The sequence below is a fragment of the Thalassotalea piscium genome, assembly GCF_030295935.1.
GTDB lineage: Bacteria > Pseudomonadota > Gammaproteobacteria > Enterobacterales > Alteromonadaceae > Thalassotalea_B > Thalassotalea_B piscium.
This window is the reverse complement of sequence record NZ_AP027362.1, coordinates 2757299-2783484: the sequence shown is the minus strand read 5'-3', so window position 1 is coordinate 2783484 and position 26186 is coordinate 2757299. Positions and strand designations below refer to the sequence as shown.

20 protein-coding genes, 2 tRNA genes and 3 rRNA genes are annotated in these 26186 nt (G+C 39.0%); 12 read left to right on the top strand and 13 right to left on the bottom strand.

All coding sequences use genetic code 11. The features are described 5' to 3' along the window. Window positions 1–5 precede the first annotated feature (5 nt). On the bottom strand, window positions 6–407 hold the full coding sequence (locus tag QUD79_RS12255) for a DUF4124 domain-containing protein (protein WP_184426878.1): 402 nt from the start codon (window positions 405–407) through the stop codon (window positions 6–8). Between the two features lie 207 nt (window positions 408–614). Here QUD79_RS12255 and pssA point away from each other — a divergent pair, with 207 nt between their 5' ends. The 6 genes from pssA (at window position 615) to rrf (ending at window position 7801) form a co-directional block, all read left to right on the top strand. After that, window positions 615–1436 (top strand): CDP-diacylglycerol--serine O-phosphatidyltransferase, encoded by an 822-nt coding sequence (gene pssA / locus QUD79_RS12250; RefSeq protein WP_184426880.1) that lies wholly within the window; start codon window positions 615–617, stop codon window positions 1434–1436. Between the two features lie 695 nt (window positions 1437–2131). Continuing rightward, window positions 2132–3674: ribosomal RNA gene (locus QUD79_RS12245) — 16S ribosomal RNA — on the top strand. A 115-nt stretch (window positions 3675–3789) separates the two neighbouring features. Then, window positions 3790–3866 (top strand) — tRNA-Ile (locus tag QUD79_RS12240). Between the two features lie 128 nt (window positions 3867–3994). Then, window positions 3995–4070 (top strand) — tRNA-Ala (locus QUD79_RS12235). Between the two features lie 396 nt (window positions 4071–4466). Beyond that, a 23S ribosomal RNA gene (locus QUD79_RS12230) occupies window positions 4467–7462 on the top strand. A gap of 224 nt (window positions 7463–7686) precedes the next feature. Then, window positions 7687–7801, top strand: a 5S ribosomal RNA gene (gene rrf, locus QUD79_RS12225). Together the 16S, 23S and 5S rRNA genes with 2 tRNA genes alongside form the textbook arrangement of a ribosomal RNA operon. 265 nt (window positions 7802–8066) lie before the next feature. Here rrf and QUD79_RS17465 read toward each other — a convergent pair. From QUD79_RS17465 to gdhA, 3 genes are all read right to left on the bottom strand, one after another. Then, window positions 8067–8225, bottom strand: coding sequence for a winged helix-turn-helix domain-containing protein (locus QUD79_RS17465; protein WP_184424120.1), 159 nt, complete (start codon window positions 8223–8225; stop codon window positions 8067–8069). 96 nt (window positions 8226–8321) lie between these two features. Then, complete coding sequence (locus QUD79_RS12220; RefSeq protein WP_184424121.1) at window positions 8322–8495, bottom strand: helix-turn-helix domain-containing protein; 174 nt, start codon at window positions 8493–8495, stop codon at window positions 8322–8324. A gap of 483 nt (window positions 8496–8978) precedes the next feature. Next, the gene (gene gdhA, locus QUD79_RS12215) at window positions 8979–10331 is read right to left on the bottom strand and encodes an NADP-specific glutamate dehydrogenase (RefSeq protein ID WP_184424122.1); all 1353 of its coding nucleotides are present in this window, start codon (window positions 10329–10331) and stop codon (window positions 8979–8981) included. Window positions 10332–10735: 404 nt separating this feature from the next. On the opposite strand from gdhA, the gene ylqF reads away from it, so the two are divergent. Beyond that, on the top strand, window positions 10736–11680 hold the full coding sequence (ylqF, locus tag QUD79_RS12210; RefSeq protein WP_184424123.1) for a ribosome biogenesis GTPase YlqF: 945 nt from the start codon (window positions 10736–10738) through the stop codon (window positions 11678–11680). 3 nt (window positions 11681–11683) lie between these two features. Further along, window positions 11684–12115, top strand: a complete 432-nt coding sequence (locus QUD79_RS12205) for an HIT domain-containing protein (RefSeq protein ID WP_184424124.1) — start codon at window positions 11684–11686, stop codon at window positions 12113–12115. Window positions 12116–12261: 146 nt separating this feature from the next. On the opposite strand, the gene megL is transcribed toward QUD79_RS12205, so the two are convergent. Further along, entirely contained in the window at window positions 12262–13443 is a 1182-nt protein-coding gene (megL, locus tag QUD79_RS12200) for a methionine gamma-lyase (protein WP_184424125.1), read from the bottom strand. 266 nt (window positions 13444–13709) lie between these two features. On the opposite strand from megL, the gene QUD79_RS12195 reads away from it, so the two are divergent. Next, window positions 13710–15233, top strand: coding sequence for a sigma 54-interacting transcriptional regulator (locus QUD79_RS12195; RefSeq protein WP_184424126.1), 1524 nt, complete (start codon window positions 13710–13712; stop codon window positions 15231–15233). A gap of 11 nt (window positions 15234–15244) precedes the next feature. Here the strand turns inward: QUD79_RS12195 and QUD79_RS12190 are convergent, their stop codons facing one another. The 4 genes from QUD79_RS12190 to QUD79_RS12175 form a co-directional block, all read right to left on the bottom strand. Next, window positions 15245–16042, bottom strand: coding sequence for a response regulator (locus QUD79_RS12190; RefSeq protein ID WP_184424127.1), 798 nt, complete (start codon window positions 16040–16042; stop codon window positions 15245–15247). A 44-nt stretch (window positions 16043–16086) separates the two neighbouring features. Continuing rightward, a complete protein-coding gene (locus QUD79_RS12185) occupies window positions 16087–16416 on the bottom strand; it encodes an SUI1 family translation initiation factor (protein ID WP_184424128.1) in 330 nt (109 codons plus the stop codon). Between the two features lie 101 nt (window positions 16417–16517). Next, window positions 16518–17444 (bottom strand): electron transfer flavoprotein subunit alpha/FixB family protein, encoded by a 927-nt coding sequence (locus QUD79_RS12180; protein ID WP_184424129.1) that lies wholly within the window; start codon window positions 17442–17444, stop codon window positions 16518–16520. Beyond that, window positions 17441–18193 (bottom strand): electron transfer flavoprotein subunit beta/FixA family protein, encoded by a 753-nt coding sequence (locus tag QUD79_RS12175; RefSeq protein ID WP_184424130.1) that lies wholly within the window; start codon window positions 18191–18193, stop codon window positions 17441–17443. Before QUD79_RS12175 ends, QUD79_RS12180 begins: the two co-directional genes overlap by 4 nt. Window positions 18194–18476: 283 nt before the next feature. Here QUD79_RS12175 and QUD79_RS12170 point away from each other — a divergent pair, with 283 nt between their 5' ends. Then, entirely contained in the window at window positions 18477–20126 is a 1650-nt protein-coding gene (locus QUD79_RS12170; protein WP_184424131.1) for an electron transfer flavoprotein-ubiquinone oxidoreductase, read from the top strand. 300 nt (window positions 20127–20426) lie between these two features. On the opposite strand, the gene QUD79_RS12165 is transcribed toward QUD79_RS12170, so the two are convergent. The 4 genes from QUD79_RS12165 to QUD79_RS12150 all read right to left on the bottom strand — a co-directional run bounded on the left by QUD79_RS12165 (window position 20427) and on the right by QUD79_RS12150 (window position 24793). Continuing rightward, window positions 20427–21218 (bottom strand): DUF2884 family protein, encoded by a 792-nt coding sequence (locus tag QUD79_RS12165; RefSeq protein WP_184424132.1) that lies wholly within the window; start codon window positions 21216–21218, stop codon window positions 20427–20429. A gap of 6 nt (window positions 21219–21224) precedes the next feature. Continuing rightward, window positions 21225–22910, bottom strand: coding sequence for a flagellar assembly protein A (locus QUD79_RS12160; RefSeq protein ID WP_184424133.1), 1686 nt, complete (start codon window positions 22908–22910; stop codon window positions 21225–21227). A gap of 34 nt (window positions 22911–22944) precedes the next feature. Then, window positions 22945–23271: a hypothetical protein gene (locus QUD79_RS12155; protein ID WP_184424134.1), complete on the bottom strand. Its 327-nt coding sequence runs from the start codon at window positions 23269–23271 to the stop codon at window positions 22945–22947. A gap of 244 nt (window positions 23272–23515) precedes the next feature. Further along, window positions 23516–24793 (bottom strand): CinA family nicotinamide mononucleotide deamidase-related protein, encoded by a 1278-nt coding sequence (locus QUD79_RS12150; RefSeq protein WP_184424135.1) that lies wholly within the window; start codon window positions 24791–24793, stop codon window positions 23516–23518. A gap of 111 nt (window positions 24794–24904) precedes the next feature. Between QUD79_RS12150 and QUD79_RS12145 the strand changes: the two genes are divergently transcribed. Both QUD79_RS12145 and QUD79_RS12140 read left to right on the top strand, forming a co-directional pair. Then, the gene (locus tag QUD79_RS12145) at window positions 24905–25678 is read left to right on the top strand and encodes a DUF4097 family beta strand repeat-containing protein (RefSeq protein ID WP_184424136.1); all 774 of its coding nucleotides are present in this window, start codon (window positions 24905–24907) and stop codon (window positions 25676–25678) included. 83 nt (window positions 25679–25761) lie between these two features. Beyond that, window positions 25762–26142 (top strand): hypothetical protein, encoded by a 381-nt coding sequence (locus tag QUD79_RS12140; protein WP_184424137.1) that lies wholly within the window; start codon window positions 25762–25764, stop codon window positions 26140–26142. Window positions 26143–26186 lie beyond the last annotated feature (44 nt).

Here is a 26186-nt window from a genome sequence, read left to right as displayed (position 1 = left end):
CGGGGTTATCCTCGACAATATACTTCTACTTGAGCCTTATTGATCTGTATTTGTTGCTGCTTTTGCACTTTACCAAGTATTTTTATTGCCCCACCTTCATCTTTATATTGGATTTTGTCATAAGTCATTAATGTTTGAAGGTTCGCTTTAGCTTCCTCACATTTATCTTTAGACCCTTGTATTGCTAATTGTGTATCTACTTTCTCTTCTTTTTCTGTAGTTTTTTCAATTGGGGAGTTTACTTTAGGGGAAGACATCGACAGTTCGGTATAGTTTTCATGCTCTGGTTGCTGTTGACTAAAATGTACCACTTGTTTGTCATCAACCCAGCGATAAATAGTAACATTCGTCGCAGAACTTATAAATGACACAGTAACGAGCACTAGAGCTATATATTTTTCTTTCATATTTATACCTGTTTACTACTCTTAAAATTATTAAATCAAGCGTTATTCGGACGAACTAATATATTGTGTTATATCAACTAAGAATAAAGTTTACAAACTTTTATCTGCATGGATTTAGTATTAAACAATAAATTTCACTGCCTTAGTATAGGCTTTTATGTTAAATTAAAGGTTAATTTAATCACTTGAATTATGTAAAAAAAATTTATGCAAGATAAAAATAACACCAACAGCTCCCCAACTAGAGGGATTTATTTATTACCTAACCTTTTAACAACAGCAGGTTTGTTTGCCGGTTTTTTTGCCGTTGTTTCATCAATGAATGGTCATTTTGAACATGCAGCTATAGCAATTTTTATTGCAATGATTTTTGATGGTTTAGACGGTCGTGTTGCACGAATGACTAATACACAAAGTGAGTTCGGTGCAGAATACGATAGTATGGCTGATATGGTGTCATTTGGAATTGCTCCTGGCTTGGTAGCTTATAATTGGGCGCTTTCAGGCATGGGAAAATTTGGTTGGTTAGCTGCTTTTGTATTTGTTGCAGCGGCAGCATTGCGTTTAGCCCGTTTTAATACACAAGTTGGTGTGGCTGATAAACGATACTTTCAAGGTTTAGCAAGCCCTGCCGCGGCGGGGGTTATTGCTAGTCTTGTTTGGCTAGGAACTGAATATGAGCTTAATGGCCAAGATTTTGGCTTGGTATTAGGCGTTATTACCATTGTCTCAGGACTTTTAATGGTCAGTAACTTTCGATATAACAGCTTCAAAGATGTAGACTGGAAGGGAAAAGTTAGCTTTATCGTTGTTTTACTTATTGTCTTGGTATTCGTAATTGTAGCGGCTAGTCCTGCGGAACTATTAGCTGCGATATTTGTTTTATATGCAAGCTCAGGTCCCTTTACCACAATTCGCTCAGTTAAAAAGTTAAAACTTGAACATGTTGTTGGTGATGATAGCGATGCTGACTTTCCTACAGAAGAAAGCAAAGAAAAAGAAAAATCAGATGAAACTAATAATACTTAGTTAAGTTAGCTACCTTTACTTTAAAAGAGCGCGTTTTCGCTCTTTTTATGTATATTTATTGGTAAAACTGAAATCTTTGTACTATTTTTAAACATCCAGTCAATTAATCATAAAAAATTTAAATTAATGGTTGACGTGGTCATAAAAATCGCTAGAATGCGCTCCACTTCTTCAGGGGAACTTGAGAAGGACGAAGTAACGGAAAATACGACGTTCACTTAAATAGGATGACCAAGTGAGAGTTTTAACAGGTTTACTAAGCGCTTTAGCTTCTTAAACGGTTAACTAAGGTTTAAAAATGTTTTGATAAATTTAAAAACTTTTTAAAAAACCTGTTGACATTAAAATTCAAATGCGTAGAATGCGCATCTCGCTTAAGGCAAGGCCTAGAGCGATAAAGTTAAACGAATGTGCTTTAACTTTTCTTCCACTTCTTGTAAGTCGAAGAATTTCTTTAACAATTAGTTATCATGCAATTTGTGTGGGCACTCACATTGATGTTGATTTTACCAGCTACTTAGGTAGCAAAAACAGCGCAATGAAGAAGTCACACAAATAAGTATTAATTTTCTCTCCTTTTATTAGGAAAGAATAATTAGTACGTTTTATGTAGTTATTCACTTCGGTGAATAACACGACAGAATTCATTGAGCAGCGAGCCTTTACTTAGGTAGAGGAGAGCACAAACGATTTTTTAATTGAAGAGTTTGATCATGGCTCAGATTGAACGCTGGCGGCAGGCTTAACACATGCAAGTCGAGCGGTAACAGAGATAGCTTGCTATCTGCTGACGAGCGGCGGACGGGTGAGTAATGCTTGGGAATATGCCTTTAGGTGGGGGACAACAGTTGGAAACGACTGCTAATACCGCATAATGTCTACGGACCAAAGGAGGGGATGCTTCGGCACCTTTCGCCTTTAGATTAGCCCAAGTGAGATTAGCTAGATGGTAAGGTAAAGGCTTACCATGGCGACGATCTCTAGCTGGTTTGAGAGGATGATCAGCCACACTGGGACTGAGACACGGCCCAGACTCCTACGGGAGGCAGCAGTGGGGAATATTGCACAATGGGGGAAACCCTGATGCAGCCATGCCGCGTGTGTGAAGAAGGCCTTCGGGTTGTAAAGCACTTTCAGTTGTGAGGAAAGGTGTAAGGTTAATACCCTTGCACTGTGACGTTAGCAACAGAAGAAGCACCGGCTAACTCCGTGCCAGCAGCCGCGGTAATACGGAGGGTGCGAGCGTTAATCGGAATTACTGGGCGTAAAGCGTGCGTAGGCGGTTAATTAAGTCAGATGTGAAATCCCGGGGCTCAACCTCGGAACTGCATTTGAAACTGGTTAGCTAGAGTACTGTAGAGGGTGGTGGAATTTCCAGTGTAGCGGTGAAATGCGTAGAGATTGGAAGGAACATCAGTGGCGAAGGCGGCCACCTGGACAGATACTGACGCTGAGGCACGAAAGCGTGGGGAGCAAACAGGATTAGATACCCTGGTAGTCCACGCCGTAAACGATGTCAACTAGCTGTCTGTGGACTTGATCTGTGGGTAGCGTAGCTAACGCGCTAAGTTGACCGCCTGGGGAGTACGGCCGCAAGGTTAAAACTCAAATGAATTGACGGGGGCCCGCACAAGCGGTGGAGCATGTGGTTTAATTCGATGCAACGCGAAGAACCTTACCATCCCTTGACATCCACAGAAATTTCTAGAGATAGATTTGTGCCTTCGGGAACTGTGAGACAGGTGCTGCATGGCTGTCGTCAGCTCGTGTTGTGAAATGTTGGGTTAAGTCCCGCAACGAGCGCAACCCCTATCCTTATTTGCCAGCGAGTTAAGTCGGGAACTTTAAGGAGACTGCCGGTGATAAACCGGAGGAAGGTGGGGACGACGTCAAGTCATCATGGCCCTTACGGGATGGGCTACACACGTGCTACAATGGCGTATACAGAGTGCTGCAATACCGCGAGGTGGAGCGAATCACACAAAGTACGTCGTAGTCCGGATCGGAGTCTGCAACTCGACTCCGTGAAGTCGGAATCGCTAGTAATCGTAGATCAGAATGCTACGGTGAATACGTTCCCGGGCCTTGTACACACCGCCCGTCACACCATGGGAGTGGGTTGCAAAAGAAGTGGCTAGTTTAACCTTCGGGAGGACGGTCACCACTTTGTGATTCATGACTGGGGTGAAGTCGTAACAAGGTAACCCTAGGGGAACCTGGGGTTGGATCACCTCCTTATCTTGAAGTAAAACGGCTCAATGGAAATGCTTGCATTTCAGAGTGTCTACACAAATTGCAATGATAACTAAAGTAAAGAAGAAGTCCTAACATGTAAGCTTCGGGCAATTTATATAGGTCTGTAGCTCAGCTGGTTAGAGCGCACCCCTGATAAGGGTGAGGTCGGCAGTTCAAGTCTGCCCAGACCTACCAAATTACGCGAGATACTGCGTTGAATAAACACTCATGTGCGCGTTGCACACGTCGTATTTATTCGCCTTGTCTATCACGTAATTGAAGTTGCTTTAATAACATGTTACCCACTCTCTTTGAGTAAAAGAGGGGCTATAGCTCAGCTGGGAGAGCGCCTGCCTTGCACGCAGGAGGTCAGCAGTTCGATCCTGCTTAGCTCCACCACTTCTTCTAAAGGAAATAGAAACCAAACTTAAGGTATTCAGATGAATAGATTACGTTTGGTTTTTTAAACCACGGGTTAGGCGAATGCGTCCTAAAACGAACTCTTTAACAATTTGGAAAGCTGATATAAATACCGGTATTTATCAGGCAAATGGCGTGTCGCGCGCTCAAATGCATAATGATAACTACCCACAGCGAGTCAGATGATTTTATCGGTCATCGAACGAGCTGGTTAAGAGATAACTTGTTATCTGTTAACGAAAAATCTAATTCAAGTAACTCCATTATGACTACTTAGCAATAAGTACCATAACGAGTACGTGAAAATGTCAGACATACATTCAGTCTTGGTCTTGTCATCAAGACACCACAATAGGAAACTATTTGGGGTTGTATGGTTAAGTGACTAAGCGTATATGGTGGATGCCTTGGCAGTTAGAGGCGATGAAGGACGTGTTAATCTGCGAAAAGCTCAGTTAAGGTGATAAAAACCGTTACAGACTGAGATATCCGAATGGGGAAACCCACTTGCATAAGCAAGTATCTTTGCGTGAATACATAGCGTAAAGAGGCGAACCGGGAGAACTGAAACATCTAAGTACCCCGAGGAAAAGAAATCAACCGAGATTTCCTTAGTAGCGGCGAGCGAACGGGAATTAGCCCTTAAGTGGTTTGTAAATTAGTGGAATGCTCTGGAAAGGGCAGCGATACAGGGTGATAGCCCCGTACACGAAAATAAACTTATCATGAAATCGAGTAGGTCGGCACACGTGAAACGTTGACTGAACATGGGGGGACCATCCTCCAAGGCTAAATACTCCTAACTGACCGATAGTGAACCAGTACCGTGAGGGAAAGGCGAAAAGAACCCCTGTGAGGGGAGTGAAATAGAACCTGAAACCGTATACGTACAAGCAGTGGAAGCCCTTCGGGGTGACTGCGTACCTTTTGTATAATGGGTCAGCGACTTATATTTTGTAGCAAGGTTAACCGAATAGGGGAGCCGTAGCGAAAGCGAGTGTTAACTGCGCGTTTAGTTGCAAGGTATAGACCCGAAACCCGGCGATCTACCCATGGGCAGGTTGAAGGTTGAGTAACATCAACTGGAGGACCGAACACACGTATGTTGAAAAATGCGGTGATGACTTGTGGGTCGGAGTGAAAGGCTAATCAAGCCGGGAGATAGCTGGTTCTCCCCGAAATCTATTTAGGTAGAGCCTCGCACGAACACCATTGGGGGTAGAGCACTGTTAAGGCTAGGGGGTCATCCCGACTTACCAACCCTTTGCAAACTCCGAATACCAATGAGTGATATGCGGGAGACACACTGCGGGTGCTAACGTCCGTTGTGAAGAGGGAAACAACCCAGACCGCCAGCTAAGGTCCCAAAGTCATAGTTAAGTGGGAAACGATGTGGAAAGGCATAGACAGCTAGGAGGTTGGCTTAGAAGCAGCCATCCTTTAAAGAAAGCGTAATAGCTCACTAGTCGAGTCGGTCTGCGCGGAAGATGTAACGGGGCTAAACTATGCACCGAAGCTGCGGATTAGGACGTATCACTTAAGCTATTTAAGACTAACGTTTTTCTCATTGTTTTAGAGAAGAAAAACGGTCAAGCTCACCCGAACGTTGAGTTGGGAAGCGAAGTCAACAGATACCTTAAGGATACGTCCTAGTGGTAGGGGAGCGTTCTGTAAGCCGTTGAAGGTGAGTTGTAAAGCTTGCTGGAGGTATCAGAAGTGCGAATGCTGACATGAGTAACGATAAGGGGAGTGAAAAACTCCCCCGCCGAAAGACCAAGGTTTCCTGTCCCATGTTAATCAGGGCAGGGTAAGTCGGCCCCTAAGGCGAGACCGAAAGGTGTAGTCGATGGGAAACAGATTAATATTTCTGTACTTCTATATATTGCGAAGGAGGGACGGAGTAGGCTAGGTGAGCACGGCGTTGGTAGTCCGTGTGAAAGTATGTAGGCTGGAAACTTAGGTAAATCCGGGTATCCTTAAGGCTGAGATACGAGACGAGTGTCCAAGGACACGAAGTCATTGATGCCATGCTTCCAGGAAAAGCTTCTAAGCGTCAGATATATAGGAACCGTACCCCAAACCGACACAGGTGGTTAGGTAGAGAATACTAAGGCGCTTGAGAGAACTCGGGTGAAGGAACTAGGCAAAATAGTACCGTAACTTCGGGAGAAGGTACGCTCTCTAATGTGAAGCACTTGCTGCGTAAGCATCGGAGAGTCGAAGTAACCAGGTGGCTGGAACTGTTTATTAAAAACACAGCACTGTGCAAAATCGAAAGATGACGTATACGGTGTGACGCCTGCCCGGTGCCGGAAGGTTAATTGATTGGGTTAGCTTCGGCGAAGCTCATGATCGAAGCCCCGGTAAACGGCGGCCGTAACTATAACGGTCCTAAGGTAGCGAAATTCCTTGTCGGGTAAGTTCCGACCTGCACGAATGGCGTAATCATGGCCACACTGTCTCCACCCGAGACTCAGTGAAATTGAATTTGCGGTTAAGATGCCGTATACCCGCGGCTAGACGGAAAGACCCCGTGAACCTTTACTATAGCTTGACAGTGAACATTGCTCCTACATGTGTAGGATAGGTGGGAGGCTTTGAAACCGCGTCGCTAGATGCGGTGGAGCCAACCTTGAAATACCACCCTTGTATGCGTGATGTTCTAACCTAGGGCCCTTATCGGGCTTGGGGACACTGTCTGGTGGGTAGTTTGACTGGGGCGGTCTCCTCCTAAAGAGTAACGGAGGAGCACGAAGGTTGGCTAAGTATGGTCGGACATCATACGGTTAGTGCAATGGCATAAGCCAGCTTAACTGCGAGACAGACACGTCGAGCAGGTACGAAAGTAGGTCATAGTGATCCGGTGGTTCTGTATGGAAGGGCCATCGCTCAACGGATAAAAGGTACTCCGGGGATAACAGGCTGATACCGCCCAAGAGTTCATATCGACGGCGGTGTTTGGCACCTCGATGTCGGCTCATCACATCCTGGGGCTGAAGTCGGTCCCAAGGGTATGGCTGTTCGCCATTTAAAGTGGTACGCGAGCTGGGTTTAGAACGTCGTGAGACAGTTCGGTCCCTATCTGCCGTGGGCGTTTGAGAATTGAAGAGGGCTGCTCCTAGTACGAGAGGACCGGAGTGGACGAACCACTGGTGTTCGGGTTGTCATGCCAATGGCATTGCCCGGTAGCTACGTTCGGAACTGATAACCGCTGAAAGCATCTAAGCGGGAAGCAGGCTTTGAGATGAGTTCTCACTGGAGCTTTAAGCTCCCTAAAGGGTCGTTGGAGACTACAACGTTGATAGGTTGGGTGTGGAAGTGCTGCGAGGCATTGAGCTAACCAATACTAATTACCCGTGAGGCTTAACCATACAACACCCAAATAGTTTTGCGTGCTCGATAGAGACGTAAACGGGTTGTTTGTTTGACGAGTGCGATAAGCACAAATCACGTACTCAGTAGTGAGTTAGAGTGAATTAGATTGAATAACACGTATTTATAAAGCTTTCCGAATTAATTTGTAGATGGAGATACGTCGCTCCTAGCCATCCATGGCTTCGCGACATAAGTACATCCATGTACAAAACGTTTTTTGTCTAGCGACAATAGCACTGTGGTACCACCTGATCCCTTTCCGAACTCAGAAGTGAAACGCAGCAGCGCCGATGGTAGTGTGGGAGTTCCCATGTGAGAGTAGGACATTGCTAGACTTCTCTTTAAAAAAGCCCGATTCGAAAGAGTCGGGCTTTTTGCTTTGTGTGAAACGCAGTAGCGGCGGATGGTATAGCGTGTGGGTGTTCTTCTTTTTATGTGAGAGTAGGACATTGCTAGACTTCTTTTTAGGTCGTTCCTTGCCATCTCGGTAATTGCTCCTGCATTACCCTAATGACTTACATCCTTGTAAGAATATGGCAGCTCGACATTAGTGCATCCATGCACGTCAAAAGCCCGATCCGAAAGAGTCGGGCTAACATTCTAGGGGATCATTATGATTTCCAGTTTTTCATAAACCTTATTGATTTCATATGACTGTTTAGGATGTCTAGAACTGCTCGTTATCCATGAAAAGCCTAAGTGGTGAAACAACCGATATACATTGGAAACACAATAATTGAGTTTAAATTGCTTGAGCAATATAATTAACTAGCTCGTGTGCGTTAAGCCTACCATCACTTGTTTTAATGCTATTACTACGTATGTACTCGATCAGTTTGGTAAGTTGATCTTCATTTAAGCGTGAAGACGAATAGAGTGATGTTTTCCTTTTAATCCATAAATACCATGAGCGTAATACTTTTTAACCCAATCATTAACAGTACGGCGGCTAATATTGAGATTTCTTGCACTTTTTGAATTATTAGCGCCTTCCTTTATATGAGAGAGTACCATTAGACGCACACGCATACATCCATTAGTTTCCTTGTTGATAAAGGGGGTAAAATGAATATAATCGAAGGGTCTCATAATTCTTATTTTAAAAGGTATAAAATAAAGTAAATTAGATCATGGGTTTAAGAAAGTTGGTATTATTATTAATTATTAATTTGCAATGTCCGTTTTTTATTCTATGCTTAAGTAGTTGGTAACAACACAAGTCAGGAAGACTTGTTTAGGACGTTTGAAGGATTAAGCGAAGTAGCATGAAGCTGCTTAAGGACTATTGAAACAGGGAATGTTGATCATGGATGATTTCCCCTGTATTCACTAAACTTAATTCTGTTTTTATACCAGTTTCATTAATCAGGTGACAATTCTACTAGTTAATACCCTAAACTAGTGCATTATTTAGTTGGTAATTGTCATGAACAACTTGCTATAAAAGCAAATGCAGTGTTTTTAACTTCTTTTCCTGCGTATAAAATAGATCACCTAATTAAATAAACTGTATTAGACTACGCCTTGTTCTAGCATTGCATCAGCAACACGTTTAAAACCCGCGATGTTAGCTCCAAGTACAAGGTTACCAGGCTGGCCAAATTCAATTGCAGCTTCATGCGCAGTTTCAAAAATATTCTTCATAATTTCTTTCAATTTTTCATCCACTTGCACAAATGACCAGGTTTGCATGCTAGAGTTTTGAGCCATTTCTAATTGACTCGTGGCTACACCTCCTGCATTTGCTGCTTTACTTGGTCCATAAGCTATTTTTGCATCAACAAAAGTGTTAATTGCATCTTGTGTAGAAGGCATGTTAGCGCCTTCACTTACTAGTTTACAGCCATTAGTGATTAATGCTTGTGCATCAGCTAGCGTTAGCTCATTTTGTGTAGCACATGGGAAGGCTGCATCTGCTTTGAAACGCCATACAGCATGGCCACCTTTAGGATATTCATTTATAGGTATAAACATCGCATTTTTATGCACTTCTATGTATGAAGCTAAGCTTACTCTTGATTCTTCTTTTAATTTTTTAAGTAAAGAAAGATCAATACCCTCTTCATGATAAAGAGTACCTGTTGAGTCACTACATGTGATAGGCTTTGCGCCCAATTCGTAGAGTTTTTCAATAGCATAGATTGCGACATTACCTGATCCTGAGATTAAACAACGTTTATCTTTTAGTGTTTTATTCTTTATTGAAAGCATATTTTCAGCAAAGTAGACCACACCGTAACCAGTCGCCTCTTTACGAACTAATGAGCCACCCCATAACAAGCTTTTACCCGTTAAAACGCCTTCGTATCGACCAGTTAATCTTTTATACTGACCGAACATATAACCTATTTCACGGGCTCCTACGCCTATATCCCCAGCAGGAACATCTGTTGTTGGGCCAATATGGCGGTAAAGTTCAGTCATAAAAGACTGGCAGAATCGCATTATCTCTCCGTCAGATTTACCTTTAGGGTTAAAGTTTGAACCACCTTTACCACCTCCAATAGGCAGTCCAGTTAGAGCATTTTTAAAAATTTGTTCAAAGCCTAAGAACTTGATAATACTTGCATTAACGCTGGGATGAAATCTTAAGCCACCTTTATAAGGTCCTAGTGCTGAATTGAACTCGATTCTGTATCCTTTATTCACTTTAATCATACCCTGATCATCTACCCATGGTACACGGAACATAATTTGTCTTTCAGGCTCTACAAGTCGTTGTATTATTGCTTGTTGCTGATAGAGTTTGTTACTTTCCAATATAGGAGCTAATGAGTCTAAGACTTCTTCGACCGCTTGATAAAATTCTGCTTGAGCAGGGCTTGTGCTTTTTAAGCCAGAAATAGTCTTATGTATATATGACATTTATATTTATCCTTCAGAAGTTATATCAGTATGGTATGCCCAAGCTTTATTTGGATTGAGTTAGGAATACTTAAAGTTAAGCAAAGTAAGTGTTCTTTGATTAGTAATACACAAGACTTATTATTTCTGCTTATTATCAATAACCAGATTTAAAGAAAGTTTATTTATCGCTTTTGATCCTGCTACCACTAATTATGCATTATTATTCTATTAAGTTGCATAATATTTCATTTATGGTAGCTAAAACTATAATTATTTCAACTAATAATTATCATTGATTAATAAAACAAATACTCATTATTGGTGTAAACTATAGCGTTATCTATGTATTTAGTTTAATAACATATTTAGATATTCATTATAGTTTTATATTATATAGGTTTACATTTAAGGTTAATTCATCAATGAGTCGTACTGGTATTCAATGGTTTCCTGGGCATATGCACAAAGCTCAAAAAGAAATAAGAGAAATTCTTCCTCAAATTGATGTTGTCATTGAAGTTTGTGATGCACGGCTTCCTTTTAGTAGTGAAAATCCAATGATCACAGAAATTAGAGGTAATAAACCGTTAATTAAAATCCTTAATAAATCTGATCTAGCTGATCCTACGGTAACTGAACAATGGCTTGAATATTTACATGCCCAACAGAATGTTAAAGCTATTGCGTTAACAACAGATAACCCATCAGTAGCAAAAACAATCCCAGAGCTAATTAAAAAGCTAACTCCAAATAAAGATGAGGCTGGTAAGCAAATTAATGTCGTTATTATGGGAATTCCAAATGTCGGTAAATCAACGCTATTGAATACGCTAGTGGGTAAGGCTAAAGCAAAAGTAGGTAATGAGCCTGCAGTAACTAAAGGGCAACAGCGAATTAAACTTGAAGATGGTTTATATCTTTATGATACCCCAGGTATGCTGTGGCCAAAAATTATCAATGAAAATAGTGGTTATCGGTTAGCGATCACAAGTGCAGTTAAAGACACTGCATTTGATCATGATGATATCGCTTTCTTTGCTGCTGAATACTTATTACAAAATTATCCTGAGCGATTGAAACAAAGATATAAATTAGCATCTATCCCCCAAAGTGAAGTTGAGCTTTTAGAAGCGATCGGAAAGTTACGTGGGTGTGTTAAAAGTGGTGGCCATGTTGATTTTCATAAAGCATCAACGATCTTAATTCAAGAAGTCCGCGACAAAACGCTCGGGGGATTAACATTCGAAACCCCTGCTATGATTGAGCAGGAAATACACTATTTTGCTGAACTTGAAAAAAAGAAAATAGCTGAGCGTGAAGCCAAAAAACAAGCTCGTGGTCGTGGCAGAAAAAATAAGAGGAAATAGCTAATGGAAGCGGTATTTAAATTAGACCCTATGCTTAAGCGTGATTGCTTCGAATTATTAGAGTTAAAGCTGTCTAAATTATTACTAATGAATGATAGCCAATACCCTTGGTTTATTCTTGTGCCTAAAAGGACAGGTATTGAAGACATTTATCAATTAGATTGGCAAGACCAACAACAATTGTTAAATGAGTCTAGTGCTTTGAGTGAAATATTAATGCAGGCATTTACAGGCAGAAAAATGAATGTTGCCGCCCTTGGTAATATGTGTTCTCAATTGCATGTACATCATGTTGTTAGGTTTGAAAATGATTGCGCTTGGCCTAAACCTGTATGGGGCTATTCTCCTGCGATAGCTTACACTGAATATGAAATCAACGCGCTTAAAACCAAACTGCTTCCGCCATTAAAAAAAGTGTTAATGCCGGAATGCTGAAAGCTTTTAACTTTACTAAACTTAGGCTTGAGAGAATAGGTTTTCGAACACTCCCAAAGTTTTCCCCTATTACTCTCAATTACTACTTTCTATATCAAAATATAGATGTGCCATTAATGTGATTCGTTTAATTAAAACGCAGGTTTTTAGATCAAGTCTAATGATTGCTTTAAATCAGCGATTATATCATTAACATTTTCTAGCCCTACAGATACTCTAATCAAACCATCACTTATACCAGCAGTACGGCGTTCTTCTTCCGTATAAGGTGAGTGTGTCATAGAGGCAGGGTGTTGAATTAATGATTCTGCATCGCCTAGACTAACAGCAATTGAAAATAATTCCATACGATTGATAAATGCTGCGCCACCTGCCAAATCTGTTTTTAATTCAAAGGCAATTACACCACCAGCAGCCTTCATTTGTTTGCCAATATATTTAAAGCCAGAGTGTGATTTCAACCCTGGGTAATAAACAGTATCAACAGCTGGGTGTTCTTCTAAAAATTCTGCGATTATTTGTGCATTGTAGCAATGACGTTCAATACGAATAGGGAGGGTTTTTAAGCCCCTTAAGATTAACCATGCGTCATGTGGGCTCATGGTTGCCCCAATATCTTTAAGTGCGGTTAACTTTATATGCTCAATCATTTCTTTATTTGAACAAATGATCCCTGCAACTACATCACCATGGCCATTTAAATATTTAGTTGCACTATGTATAACAATGTCAGCACCTAACAGAGCGGGTTTTTGTAATACTGGTGTTAAAAAGGTATTGTCTACAACAGATATTAGTTGATGCTTTTTAGCGATAGTTAAAATGTATTCTAAGTCTAAAACAACGAGGTTAGGGTTAATAGGCGTTTCTAAGAATATTAATTTTGTATTTTCTTTGATTTCACTTTCTATTGTAGAAGGATCTGTCATATCAATAAATGAAACTTCAATACCAAACTTGGTGAGCATGTGGCTCATTAAAGCAAAAGAACATCCATATACTGCATTAGATGAAATTATATGATCGCCGGATTGTAAATTAGCCAGCAATGCACCTGAAACCGCAGCCATTCCTGTCGCTGTTGCTGCTGCATCTTCCATCTCTTCTAAAGCGGCCATTCTCATCTCAAGCTGCCTAGTTGTTGGGTTGCCTAGGCGAGTGTAAATATAACCTTCTGACTCTCCTGCAAAACGCTTAGCACCTTGCTCAGCACTATCAAATATAAATGTTGATGTTTGATATAAAGGAGTGGCTAGAGATCCAAACTGCTCATCATTAATTCTGCCAGAGTGGATAGCTTGGGTTTCAATATGTTTACTAGTTGTCATTCTTACCTCGAAAGTGAACTTTATCATTCTTATTATATTTTCTTTATACAGGCAAATTTCAAGCCATTAATATTAAAGCTATAATATTCAGTTGTTTATGGGTGTAACATTAAAATAAAGTGTTTTTTTTGTAATATAATTATTACACATAATGTTTTTATATTGATTATTTAACTTTGATTGTCCCTAGTTATTGAAATACAATGATAAATCCAATGTAATAGTTGTATTACATTGTAATGCTTATATTACACTTGGTGCTTTAAATGAAAGTTGAAATAAAATCTTCTGATAGAATAGGAATGAGCCAAGAAATTCTTGCTGTTTTTGCTGAGAAATCTTGGAATGTTAAAGCTATTGAAGTTCAGCGACACTTAACCTTTGTTTATATTGATAGCGAAACACTAGATATTAGCGAGATTGCTGAATCTCTCTGCCACATAGTAGGTGTTAAAGGGTGTAAAAAAATAGATTTAATGCCCTCAGAGTTACGAGAAAATCACTTACATACGCTACTCGCTAGAGTTCCCGATCCTATTATTGATTTGGATGGTAATGGTAAAATATTAGCTCTCAATCGTGCTGCCTCTGAGCTTTTTTCGCCGAATAATGAAACGATTGTGGGGAAGTTAATAACTCAATTGGCTGATATTAGTCTAAAAAACTTATATAAACCGAGTGAGCATAGCTTATCAATTAAAGTGTTTGATGATGATTTTATTGCAGACATAAGTCCAGTAATGGTTAATAAAAAAATAAAGGGAGCAGTGTTAACTCTACGTTCAATTAATAAATTGGGACGACAACTATCAGTTATCCAATCCGCTGTTGAACAGGGCATAGACAACATACTTGGTGATTCAGAAATAATTAAACTTGTAATATCGCAAACATTACGATTTGCAGATCTCGACTTACCGGTGTTGATTGCAGGAGAAACAGGCACTGGTAAAGAATTGATTGCTAGGGCACTTCATCAGTCGAGTAAGCGAAAAAGTAGCCCATTCCTTTCAATTAACTGCGCAAGTTTACCTGAGCAACTATTGGAGAGTGAATTATTTGGCTATGAGTCGGGCGCATTTACCGGAGCGAGTAAAGCAGGCAAACCGGGTTTGTTTGAATTAGCCTCTGGGGGAACAGTATTTCTAGATGAAATAGCTGAAATGTCGATATATTTACAAGCTAAGTTATTACGATTTCTTCAAGATTACCGTTTTAGAAGGGTAGGCGGGACAAAAGAAATAATAGCAGACATTAAAATAGTAAGTGCGAGCCATCAAAATTTTAGCCAGTTAATAGAGCAAAAAAAGTTTAGAGAAGACTTATACTATCGTTTAAATGTACTTAGACTTGAATTACCGTCGTTAGCCAAAAGAATTGAAGATATCCCTATATTGGTAACACATTTTGTTAATAATGCAGCTACCCATGTCAATCAAATTGTTCCTAAAGTAACTGATGGCGCGATGTCAGCCTTAAAGTCATATCATTGGCCTGGCAATATCAGGCAATTAGAGAATACAATTTTTAGGTTAGTTGCATTAAATAATAACCTAGAAATAACTGCTACTGATGTAAGTGCTATTTTATATGACCAGGAAGGCAGTGAGACAGTAAAAAAACTTCATAAAGAAGAATTTAAAGATTGGGCAAGCGCTCAAGCTGCTTTTGAGAAACAATTACTTAGAGAGCTTTACCCACTTTATCCGACAACGCGTAAGCTTGCACAAAGGCTTAATGTTTCACACAATAAAATTGCAATGAAGTTGCGCACTTATAATATTGTGTAACCATAATAGCGCTAGTGTTCAAGTAAGCGAAACAGTACTTGCTTTACGTATTCCGGCTCGAATGGTTTATCACATAAGGCGTTAACACCATCGGTTTCTATATTGGCTAGATGTGCATCATTACTTTCACTGGTTACCATAAGTATTGGAATATGCGATTGTTGACTCTTCTCTCGAATATATCGAGTTAACTCTCTGCCATCAACCTCGGGCATATTAAAGTCGGTAACGACTAAATCATACATATTTTCGCTAATTAAAGTGATTGCTTCAGAACCGTCAGCCGCTTCTGTTATTTTTAATAAACCTAAGTTATTGAGTACACGCTTAATAAATTTTCGAGCTAATGCACTATCATCAACTAAAAGTACTCTGATTTGATGAACATCAAAGTGTTCTAGCTCTATTTCATCAGTAGTGAGTAGATCTAGTGTGGTATTGATAGCACTATGCAGATGTTCAGCAGTAAATGGTTTAGGTAAAATAGCAACCACACCAGATTGCTTAAACTCTTCCAGGTTTTCTCGCTTATGTTCGCTTGATACCAGCATAAATGGAGTTTCCGCTAGTCGCTCATCAGATCTGATATGGTTGAGTAAATCCAAAGCTGTTCCATCTTCAAGGTACAGTGAACTAATGATCAAATCAAATTGGTGCCTTGCCAGAACTTGTTTAGCGCTGATCATATTATTAGCAGAGGTTACTTCGTTGATCTCATGCTTTTTAAGGTGGTTAATAATTATTTTTCGTTGAGTGTCAGAAGGCTCAATTAATAGAATTGATAACTCACTGGGTTGTAAACTGGCCATTTCATATCCTTTACTATCGATTTGTCTTAATGGGATTGAGGTTTCTACCCGCCAATGAATTTTACTTTAAATCCATTTTTTTCTAGTATCTGCTTGATAAGATCTCTTTTGTCACCTTGGACCTCTATTGTTTCACCTACAACGCTTCCACCGGTGCCACAACTTTTTTTGAGCTCGCTGGCAAGTGCTTTAAGTGCTTTAGCATCTAAACCTAAGCCACTAATCACTATAACTCCTTTTCCTTTACGGCCTTTGGTTTCTCGCCTAACTTTTGCTGTTCCGTCACTTGGTGTTATATGGGTAACTTTTTCAGGTGTTATTTTTCCTGAATCAGTAGAGTAAACTAGTGTGGATAATTGATCTTGCCAAGACATGTGGTTACCTAAAAGAATATGGATACTTGATTATAGCTAATTCAATACAAAAAAAACCAGCCTGAAGGCTGGTTTTCGTCATCTAAAACGTTAACAGTATATTATAGCTTAGCTTCTAGCTCTGGTAATACATCAAATAAGTCAGCAACAATGCCATAATCAGCCACTTGGAAGATAGGCGCTTCTGCATCTTTATTAATTGCCACAATAACTTTTGAGTCTTTCATTCCTGCTAAGTGTTGTATAGCACCTGAGATACCTACAGCTATATATAAGTCAGGAGCAACAATTTTACCTGTTTGACCAACTTGCATGTCATTTGGCACAAAGCCAGCATCTACCGCGGCGCGAGATGCACCAATAGCCGCACCTAATTTATCCGCAATGCCGTCAAGTAACTTAAAGTTATCACCATTTTGCATTCCACGACCACCTGAAATAACCACACTTGCAGCGCCTAAGTCTGGACGTGCTGATACAGTCAACTCGTCTTTTACATGGCTTGAAGTACCGGCATCTGTTGCTTGCGAAAGGGCAATAACTTCTGCACCACCGTCGGTAGCTACCGCATCAAAAGCAGTAGAACGAACAGTGATAACTTTTTTAGTATCTAAACTTTTTACCGTTGCAATAGCATTACCTGCATAGATAGGGCGAACAAAAGTATCTGCAGACTCAACACCGATGATATCTGAGATTTGAGCAACATCTAATAATGCAGCTACTCTCGGCATAAAGTTTTTACCTATAGATAAAGCTGTTGCTAAAATATGCTCATAGTCACTTGCTAATTCTACTACTAATAAGCTGACATTTTCTGCTAACTGATGAGTATAAGCAGCATTGTCGGCCACTAATACTTTGCTTACACCATTTACTTTTGCTGCTTGTTCAGACACGCTTGAGCAGTTATGACCTGCAACTAATAGGTGAATTTCGCCACCAATTGCTTGGGCTGCTGCTACTGTTTTTAATGTATCAGTTTTTAGTTCATTATTATCGTGCTCTGCATATACTAAAATACTCATGAGATCACCTTAGCTTCATTTTTTAGTTTTTCAATTAATTCGTCAACAGTTTCTACCACGATACCTGCTTGACGTTCAGATGGGGCTGCAACTTTTACTAGTGTTGATCTAGGGGCTAAATCAATCCCAAAATCAGCAGCTGATTTAACGTCTAGCGGCTTGCGTTTTGCTTTCATAATATTAGGTAATGAAGCATAACGAGGCTCATTTAAACGTAAGTCTGTTGTTACAATGGCTGGTAAGTTTAATGCAACTGTTTGTAATCCGCCGTCAACTTCACGAGTTACATTCACTTTGTCGCCCTCTACTTTAACTTCAGAAGCAAAAGTGCCTTGCGCTAAGCCTGTTAATGCCGCAAGCATTTGACCTGTTTGATTGTTGTCACTGTCAATTGATTGCTTACCTAATATAACCAGTTGAGGTTGCTCTTCTTCAACTACCTTTTGTAATAGCTTAGCAATATTTAAAGAATCCAACTTTTGATCTGTTTCAATATGTATAGCGCGATCTGCGCCTAACGCCAGTGCAGTACGTAATTGCTCTTGGCAGGCTTTATCACCTATCGATACAGCGATAACCTCAGTAGCAGTTCCTGCTTCTTTTAATCGAACTGCTTCTTCTACAGCTATTTCACAAAATGGGTTAATTGCCATTTTTACGTTGGCCAGATCTACGTCAGAATTGTCTGCTTTTACGCGAACTTTGACGTTATAGTCGATAACGCGTTTAACGGGGACTAGTACTTTCATCGTTGCCTCTAATAAATGCTTGTTGTTGTATGCAGTGCTTTGTAATAAACACTGTTATAGTTACTTGTATATGAAGCGAAGATTACTGATAGATAACTCGTACGTCAACGTAAACTTCGTTAATATAATTATTTAAAACACTAAATTTGATCAATATTAAATAGCTTTATTACAGAATAGTATTTACTGACAAAATAGCTATGTTGTATGATACTATCAAACAGGTGTTTGAAAATCAAACGAGTGTTTGAAATCGTTTATATTATTTATACTGGGGGATATTATGGAACGCGAATCAATGGATTTCGACGTTGTTATCGTTGGAGCAGGGCCTTCAGGCTTATCTGCTGCATGTAGATTGATGCAACTTGCGCAAGAAAAAGATCAAGAATTAATGGTATGTGTGGTTGAGAAAGGCTCTGAGGTTGGTGCTCATATTTTATCTGGTGCTGTTTTTGAGCCAAGAGCAATGAATGAATTATTTCCCGATTGGCAAGAAAAAAATGCGCCGTTATCAACCCCAGTAAAAGGCGATGATATTTATTTCTTAACTAACGATGAGAGTGGGATTAAGCTACCAAATATATCAGTACCTAAAACTATGCACAACGACGGTAACTATATTGTTAGTATGGGGAATGTCTGTCGCTGGTTAGCCGAGCAAGCAGAGCAATTAGGAGTAGAAATTTTTCCAGGTTTCCCTGCACAAGAAGTTATTTATAACGAAGATGGCAGTGTTGGTGGTGTTATCACCGGAGATATGGGGTTAGATCAAGAAGGTAAACCGAAAGACTCGTATGTTCCAGGTATGGAGCTAAAAGCTAAATATACGATTTTTGCAGAAGGTTGTCGTGGACACTTAGGTAAAGAGCTAATTTCAAAGTTTGAATTAGATAAAGGTAAATCTCCCCAGCACTATGGCATTGGTTTTAAGGAAATTTGGGATATAGATCCAGCTAAACATCAAGAAGGTTTAGTGGTTCATACTGCAGGGTGGCCGCTAGAAAAAGACACCACTGGTGGTGGATACCTTTATCATGCTGAAAATAACCAAGTGTTTGTGGGTTTGATTATCGATTTAAATTATAGCAATCCTCATTTAAGTCCATTTGATGAGTTTCAACGCTATAAGCATCATCCAAAAATTTCACAATATTTAAAAGGTGGTAAACGTGTCTCTTATGGGGCAAGAGCATTAGCCAAAGGAGGGTTTAATTCATTACCAAAAATGACGATGCCTGGTGGTGTATTAGTTGGCTGTGAAGCGGGTACGATTAATTTTGCTAAAATTAAAGGTAATCATACCGCAATGAAAACAGGTATGTTAGCAGCTGAGAGTATTTTTGCTGCATTAGCTTCGGGCTGTGAGGGTGGTAAAGAGCTTGAAAGCTACACTACTGCATTTGAAAACTCTTGGGTTTATGACGAGCTTTACCGCACACGCAATTTTGGTCCAGTAATGCATAAGCTTGGCACTTTCTTAGGTGGGGCTTACAACACCATAGATCAAAACATATTTGGTGGAAGGCTACCTTTTAACTTCACTGATGATACTTATGATCATGAACAATTAAAGCTTGCTAGTGAAGCTACGGTAATAAACTATCCAAAACCTGATAATGTGTTAAGTTTTGACAAGCTCACTTCAGTATTTTTATCAAATACTAACCATGAAGAAGAGCAGCCATGCCATTTGAAGTTAACCGATGCTAATATCCCGTTAACAGTAAACTTAATTAAGTATAACGAACCTGCCCAGCTTTACTGTCCTGCTGGTGTTTATGAAGTGGAAGAGAGCGAAGAGGGAAAGAAATTTATTATCAACGCTCAAAACTGTATCCACTGTAAAACCTGTGATATTAAAGACCCAAGTCAAAATATTACATGGGTAACACCAGAAGGAGCAGGTGGACCTAATTACCCTAATATGTAATACCAGTTTCATTAAATAAGTGATCTATTTTATACGCAGTGAAAACAGTCAAATACAAGGCATTTATTTTCATAACTAGTTGTTCTAATTATAAAATAAATAACGCAGTAGTTGATTGTTTTAGCCAGTAGAAATGATCACATAATTAGTGAGATTGGTATAATAACCTGCTGTGTTGGTTAATACCTTACATCGTAGCATTTTGGTGCCGTATCAGCTGGAAAGCATCACTTCAGATTAGGTAGCGTAAAGTAGAAGCTTGCCTTGGATAATCAATGTTATTGATCAAGGCAAGCTTTTTTATTGGGTAACAAGCAAATTTAAGTGCTTAAGTTCAGGTATTTGTTGGTTTATTTTCTGCTCTAATAAGTCTAGCTCACGGAAAGCATTGCAAAAGCTTTCAGCTCTATCTTCTAGTAACTGAGCTTGTGGTGATATTTCAAGCTCTAGGTCGCCACCCATTAATTGCATGCGTTCATCGAAGGTACTGATGCGTTTTTCAGTATTGTTGAGTGTTTCTTCGCTATTGTTTTTATGTGCAACAGCTTCACCTACTGCCGTTAAAAGTGTTCCTATAGACTTGGAAACGATTTCTTCAATTTCATTTTCAAAGGCACCCGCAAGAATATTATCAAAGTCATCAAAATCTTGAGGGGCAATATAATAACTATTGTCACTGTGATTAAAGCGGGCTCTAAGCCGCCATTCCAATTCTTCAAATCGGCTTTGGAGCTTTTGATGAATCGCACTATTTTCACCGGTTAAACTTGCAATTACACGATTAACTGCTTTTAAGCTTAAGTTAACACTTTCTATAGCTATTGATACAATCTGAGGTACTTGCTCACGGATACTAAGTGCATACTCTCTGATCAATAATACTTGAGGTTGAGTTAAGGGGATTTCTCTGCCACCAATAAACACTTGCTCTTGATTGTTTATTTGAAAAATCGTTTGTTGCTTTTCTAAAATTCTGATGCGTTGTTCATCGATAACAACCCCGTAATTGAAGTCGATATTGCATTTTTCTGCACTTACGGTTGAAGAAATGATCAATAATGCCAAAGGTAAGAAATACAATAAAAATTTCATATCAGCTTAGCTGGCAACTATAGGGTCAATAATAATCTTTCTATCTTTATATTTCATTTTGCTAGGACCATACTCACGTTTAGTTTTTTCACGAAAATCACCAACGATCATCTCTACGCCATGGTAAAGTTTATCTGAAGCTGAGACATAAACACTTTCAATATATTCTTGAGTTTTTGCTTCTAATAGTTCTTTTTCATTAAGCAATTCTCCCATACGTTTAGCATGGTGTTGGAAGGTAGAAATTACTTTAGCCAAAATTTCAGGGTTTTGCTTATCTTTTGGGAGGCTACTTAATTTCTTTTGAGCATCTTTTAATTCATTGGTTTTTACAGATTCATGTTTAACTTGCTCTTCAAGTTCTTGTAGTGCATCACGAAATGTATTTAAACGTTTTTCGAAGGTTATTATTGTGGTGCTTCCAGCAGTAGCTCCAACTATTCCTGCACTTACCGAGTTTCCAGCGGTTATATGCCCTGCTATTAACTTTCCGTTAGCTTTGGCTTCTGCGCCTAACCATAAGTCTTCTTCAACATTCACTATACTATGCATCATTTGGTTTTCTACGCGTAAACTACGACATGAAATTTCAGCGTACTGACAATACTTAGCGTAAATTTTACCTTTAGCCTCAATATGTGCACTCATGGTTATGTCTTTAATATTGAGCTCTTCAACATCTTGCTTACGGCCAATAATTCCAGTGTTAATGGTAATATCTCCGCCTGCTTCCAAGTAGGCTGATTCAACAAAACCGCCAATAGTAATATCGCCACTTGCTATTACTTTCATGCCTTCACAGACATCACCGTCAATAATTACACTGCCTTCAAACTTTATATGCCCAGAGCTAACATCAACATTTTTAATTTTATAAACCTCATCCACTTCCATGCCATTTTCAATAATACGAGGCAAACCGACAAGGGTTGAAAGTAATACGTTTTCATTTTTGGGGCTTATAGTAGTACCATTTCCAGCACAAATATCAACATTGTTTCCTGGTTCTGGCTTAAGAGGTTCACCGGTTACGGTAAAACCATCAATACCTTCAGTTAGGGGAAGTTTTTGAACCAGAGGGTCTCCGACTTTTACGCAGATAATATCGCCTAAATCACGCATATCTACAGAGCCATCATCGCGTTCTTTGGGTTTTAAAATACGATCTTGTGCGCTTTCTACCAGTAATTTTATTTTTGCATCTTTACCATTAATGGCTAATCTGCCTTGCGCTATTTCGCCCTTAACAATTGAGCCTGGTGCCTCTTTTGCCGCATGTTGTGCAAGTTTGATTAATTCTTCTTTGCTAAACCCTTTTACAACACCAGCTTTTTGGGCTGCAGTTAATATGGCTTTTGCTGTTAAGTGACTACCACCTAATGCTGTTGAAATTTCAGCAGTGGCAGACATTTTATCATTATCAATTTCAATAGTTACGTGAGCATCACGGCGTTCTAAAATTTGGTACTTTATCTCTCTGCCTTGCATGTTAGCTTGGAGAGGTTTCAATACACTATTAAGCTCGGCAATGGCATTTTTAATGTTACCATTGTCTACATAAAGCGATGTATATTCCGACGCTGCTATAAGTTCATGAATAGTAGCTTCTGTCACATGAATATCGCCTTTAACAGGCGCTAGAACAAGATCAATATTATTCTTTTTGTTATTCACTAAACTTATTTGAGTCACTGTAGTTTACTCCGTCATTACAACGATAGTTACCTTAAATATAACTATCCTGATGGATTTTTATAAAATTAGCGGTGCCAACTTTTGAATAATCAATTTTATATTCTTTGTTGTCGAGTGCTTGGATAAATAATAATGTTTTTTCTTCACCAAAAACTTCTGTTGCTGCAACATCGATCACATCTTGATATGCTTTTTTTGCCTCAGACTTCTTTTTAGGTACGGGTCCATCATAGACACCAATTCCACGGTTACTTATCATTACTATTGGGTGAGCACCATTAATAATAATTAAATCAAACTTTCTTATTTTATGAATTATTGTATTTCGGCCGCTGGTGATATAATTTTTTTCAATCAAAATAGGCTCCTAAGTTCCTGTTAATTTTGAATATAGTTTTTATATATATACATAGCATGCAATTGTTTTTTCAACACACTAATCTTATTCTTTACTCTTTCAAATGACAATATCTATTAGTTTTGTATTAATTTTAGTCTATTCTTTATCGAATGTATAAAGTTTTGATTTACTAGGTAATAATTAACAATCACTTTGTAGGGTAAGCATACTATTTCAAAGCAAAAGTTTCGACGTGTTTTTACTACTTCATATAAAATGGCAGCTCAGAATTATTAAGCAATAATCTTCGTATTAGATCAAGCGATCTATTAGCCACCGTTTGTTGAAAGTTCTTTCGACTTCCTTTAATGCAAAAATAAGCACTTTTAAGTTGATCTGCACTACCCCAAGCTATCCATACTGAGCCTACTGGTTTTTCCTTACTACCACCCGAAGGGCCTGCAATACCCGTAACGGCAATTACAATATCTGCTTTTGATTTTTTAAGCGCACCACGCGCCATCTCTTCAGCAACTTCTTTACTAACAGCCCCATATTGCACTAGTGTTGATGGTGCTACATCAATTATCTCTGACTTTATTTGATTAGAGTATGTGACAAAGCCCGCTTCAAAGCTTTGTGAAGCATTTGCGATTGAGGTGATTAAGCTGGCAATTAAGCCTCCTGTACATGACTCTGCTGTAGTTATTGTTAATCCTTTATTTGCAAGAAGTTCTAAAATATGTTCAGCCATATCGCGTTCTTGGCTATTTATCTCTTCTAAAATATGTGCGCCTAGCAGTTGGTGTATTCTTTGCGTCCATTCTGGCAAAAGCTTTTTACCGGTGATTGTTCTTGTAGTGAGCTTAAGTTCTACAAAAGGGGACTTTGCTCTAAAGCCTAGTTCTATTTCTTCTGGCCAATTTGGCAAGTGAGTATCAACAAACATTTGCAGGCTTGATTCACCCAAACCATATACTTGAAACCTTTTTATTAGGTAATTTGGTGTATCAGACATTAACTCGCTGACTGAAGGAATGATGCTATCGCTTAGCATTAAGATTAATTCGTGCGGTACACCAGGCGTGCAATATATTTTACACTTATTGAAAGTTGTACTAAAGCCAACAGCACTGCCTATTTCATTTGGGATAACGTCTGAATTATCAGGTAACATGGCCTGCTTTAAATTGGCTTTATTCAGCTCAGCGCCTCTTTTTATACTCCAACTGTTTAAATGAGCTTGCGCATCTGGGTGGAGAGCTAGCTTTGTGCTAGTCGCTTCTGCTAGGGCATAAGCTGTTAAATCATCTACCGTTGGGCCTAAGCCGCCATTAATAATGAGTACATCGGCCTGTTCGCTCATCAAACGTATTTCAGTGATTAACATTGAAACATCGTCACCAATTGTTACTTTTCTTGCAACTTCAACTCCAATTTCTTTGAGTGATTGCGCAATAACTACTGAGTTGGTATCTGTAACATCACCAGCCATTAACTCATTGCCGGTTAATAATAATTGAACTTTTAATGGTGCCATTAGCATTTTATCCTACAAAACTTTTAAGTTTGTTGGTTTGAACTAAACCTTTTTCAAGAATGATACATCTAATGAATAAAACAACAACGTATATTTATCAAAGGGAATACTATGTTTAACCATTTTAATAAGCTTACTTTTATAGGCATAACCTTTTTAACTTTAACTTTAACTTTAACTTTAGCGGCGCAAGCCAATGTTGTAGACAGTATAAACAAGTCTTTTAATGTTGCTAGCGATCCTAGTTTAGATTTAAAGAATATCAATGGTCATGTAACAATAACAGCGTGGGATAAAAATATGATTGAAGTCAATGCAACTATTACCGCTGAAACTCTAAAAGAGCGTGAACAAGTGGCTATTATTATTGCGAATATTGATGATAATGTAAGTATTGAAAGTAAATACGACAAAAATAATGGTCGTAATCACAACAAGGCAAAAGTAGATTATAAAATCAAAGTGCCTACATTAACGGTGCTTTCTTCGATAGAGCTAGTAAATGGAGCATTGAATATTATAGGAGTAGAAGGTGATATAGCTGCTGAGCTTGTTAATGGCTCGTTTAATGCCTCGGGTGCGTCAGCAAATACTCATATAAACTCTGTTAACGGTAGTGTTACGCTGAATTATCAAGACAATATTAAACACTTAAATAAGATAATAATAGAAACTGTTAATGGGGGAGTAGATCTACATGTTCCGCAATCGATAAATGCAGAGGTTTCAATAGAAACAGTGCATGGTAGTATAAAAAATGATTTTGGATTGACAGTTGATAAACATAACTTTGTTGGTAGAGAATTGCGAGGAACAATAGGTACTGGAAAAGTTGATATTGAAATTGAAACTGTCAACGGCGCAGTAAAGCTTTTACATAATTAATAGAAAATATTTTTAATGTAGCGGCGCTAAGAGTTTTGTACAATTAGCACTATGTTTTCGCCACGATTAAACAATAAAATTATATGAATTATGAACGTAGTGCTCTAGTAGGGCAGTGGTTTAGCTCATTGGAAAATAATAATGGTGAGCAATCCACTGAATTTGCTGATATTCAGGCTGATGGTAGCTTTGAATTTACTTTTACTCATTACGATAGCAATAACCAAATAATTGAGCAGGTAATAGAATTAGGTGACTGGGGGCTTGTAGGTGATATTCACTTCACCATGACTAAAAGTGAATTTGTAAATAATCAACATTATGCATCAGATCTTGCTGATGCAGACAATTACCAGGCCTATAAAGTTTTAGCCTTAGATAGCAACATTTTTAAATATCAGCATGTGATCACGCAAGAGGTGTTTATCCTTAAGCGTGTTATTGATAAGATCGGCCACTGTTAACAATATTGAATACCAAGTGGTATAACCCTAAATTGAGAGTACGG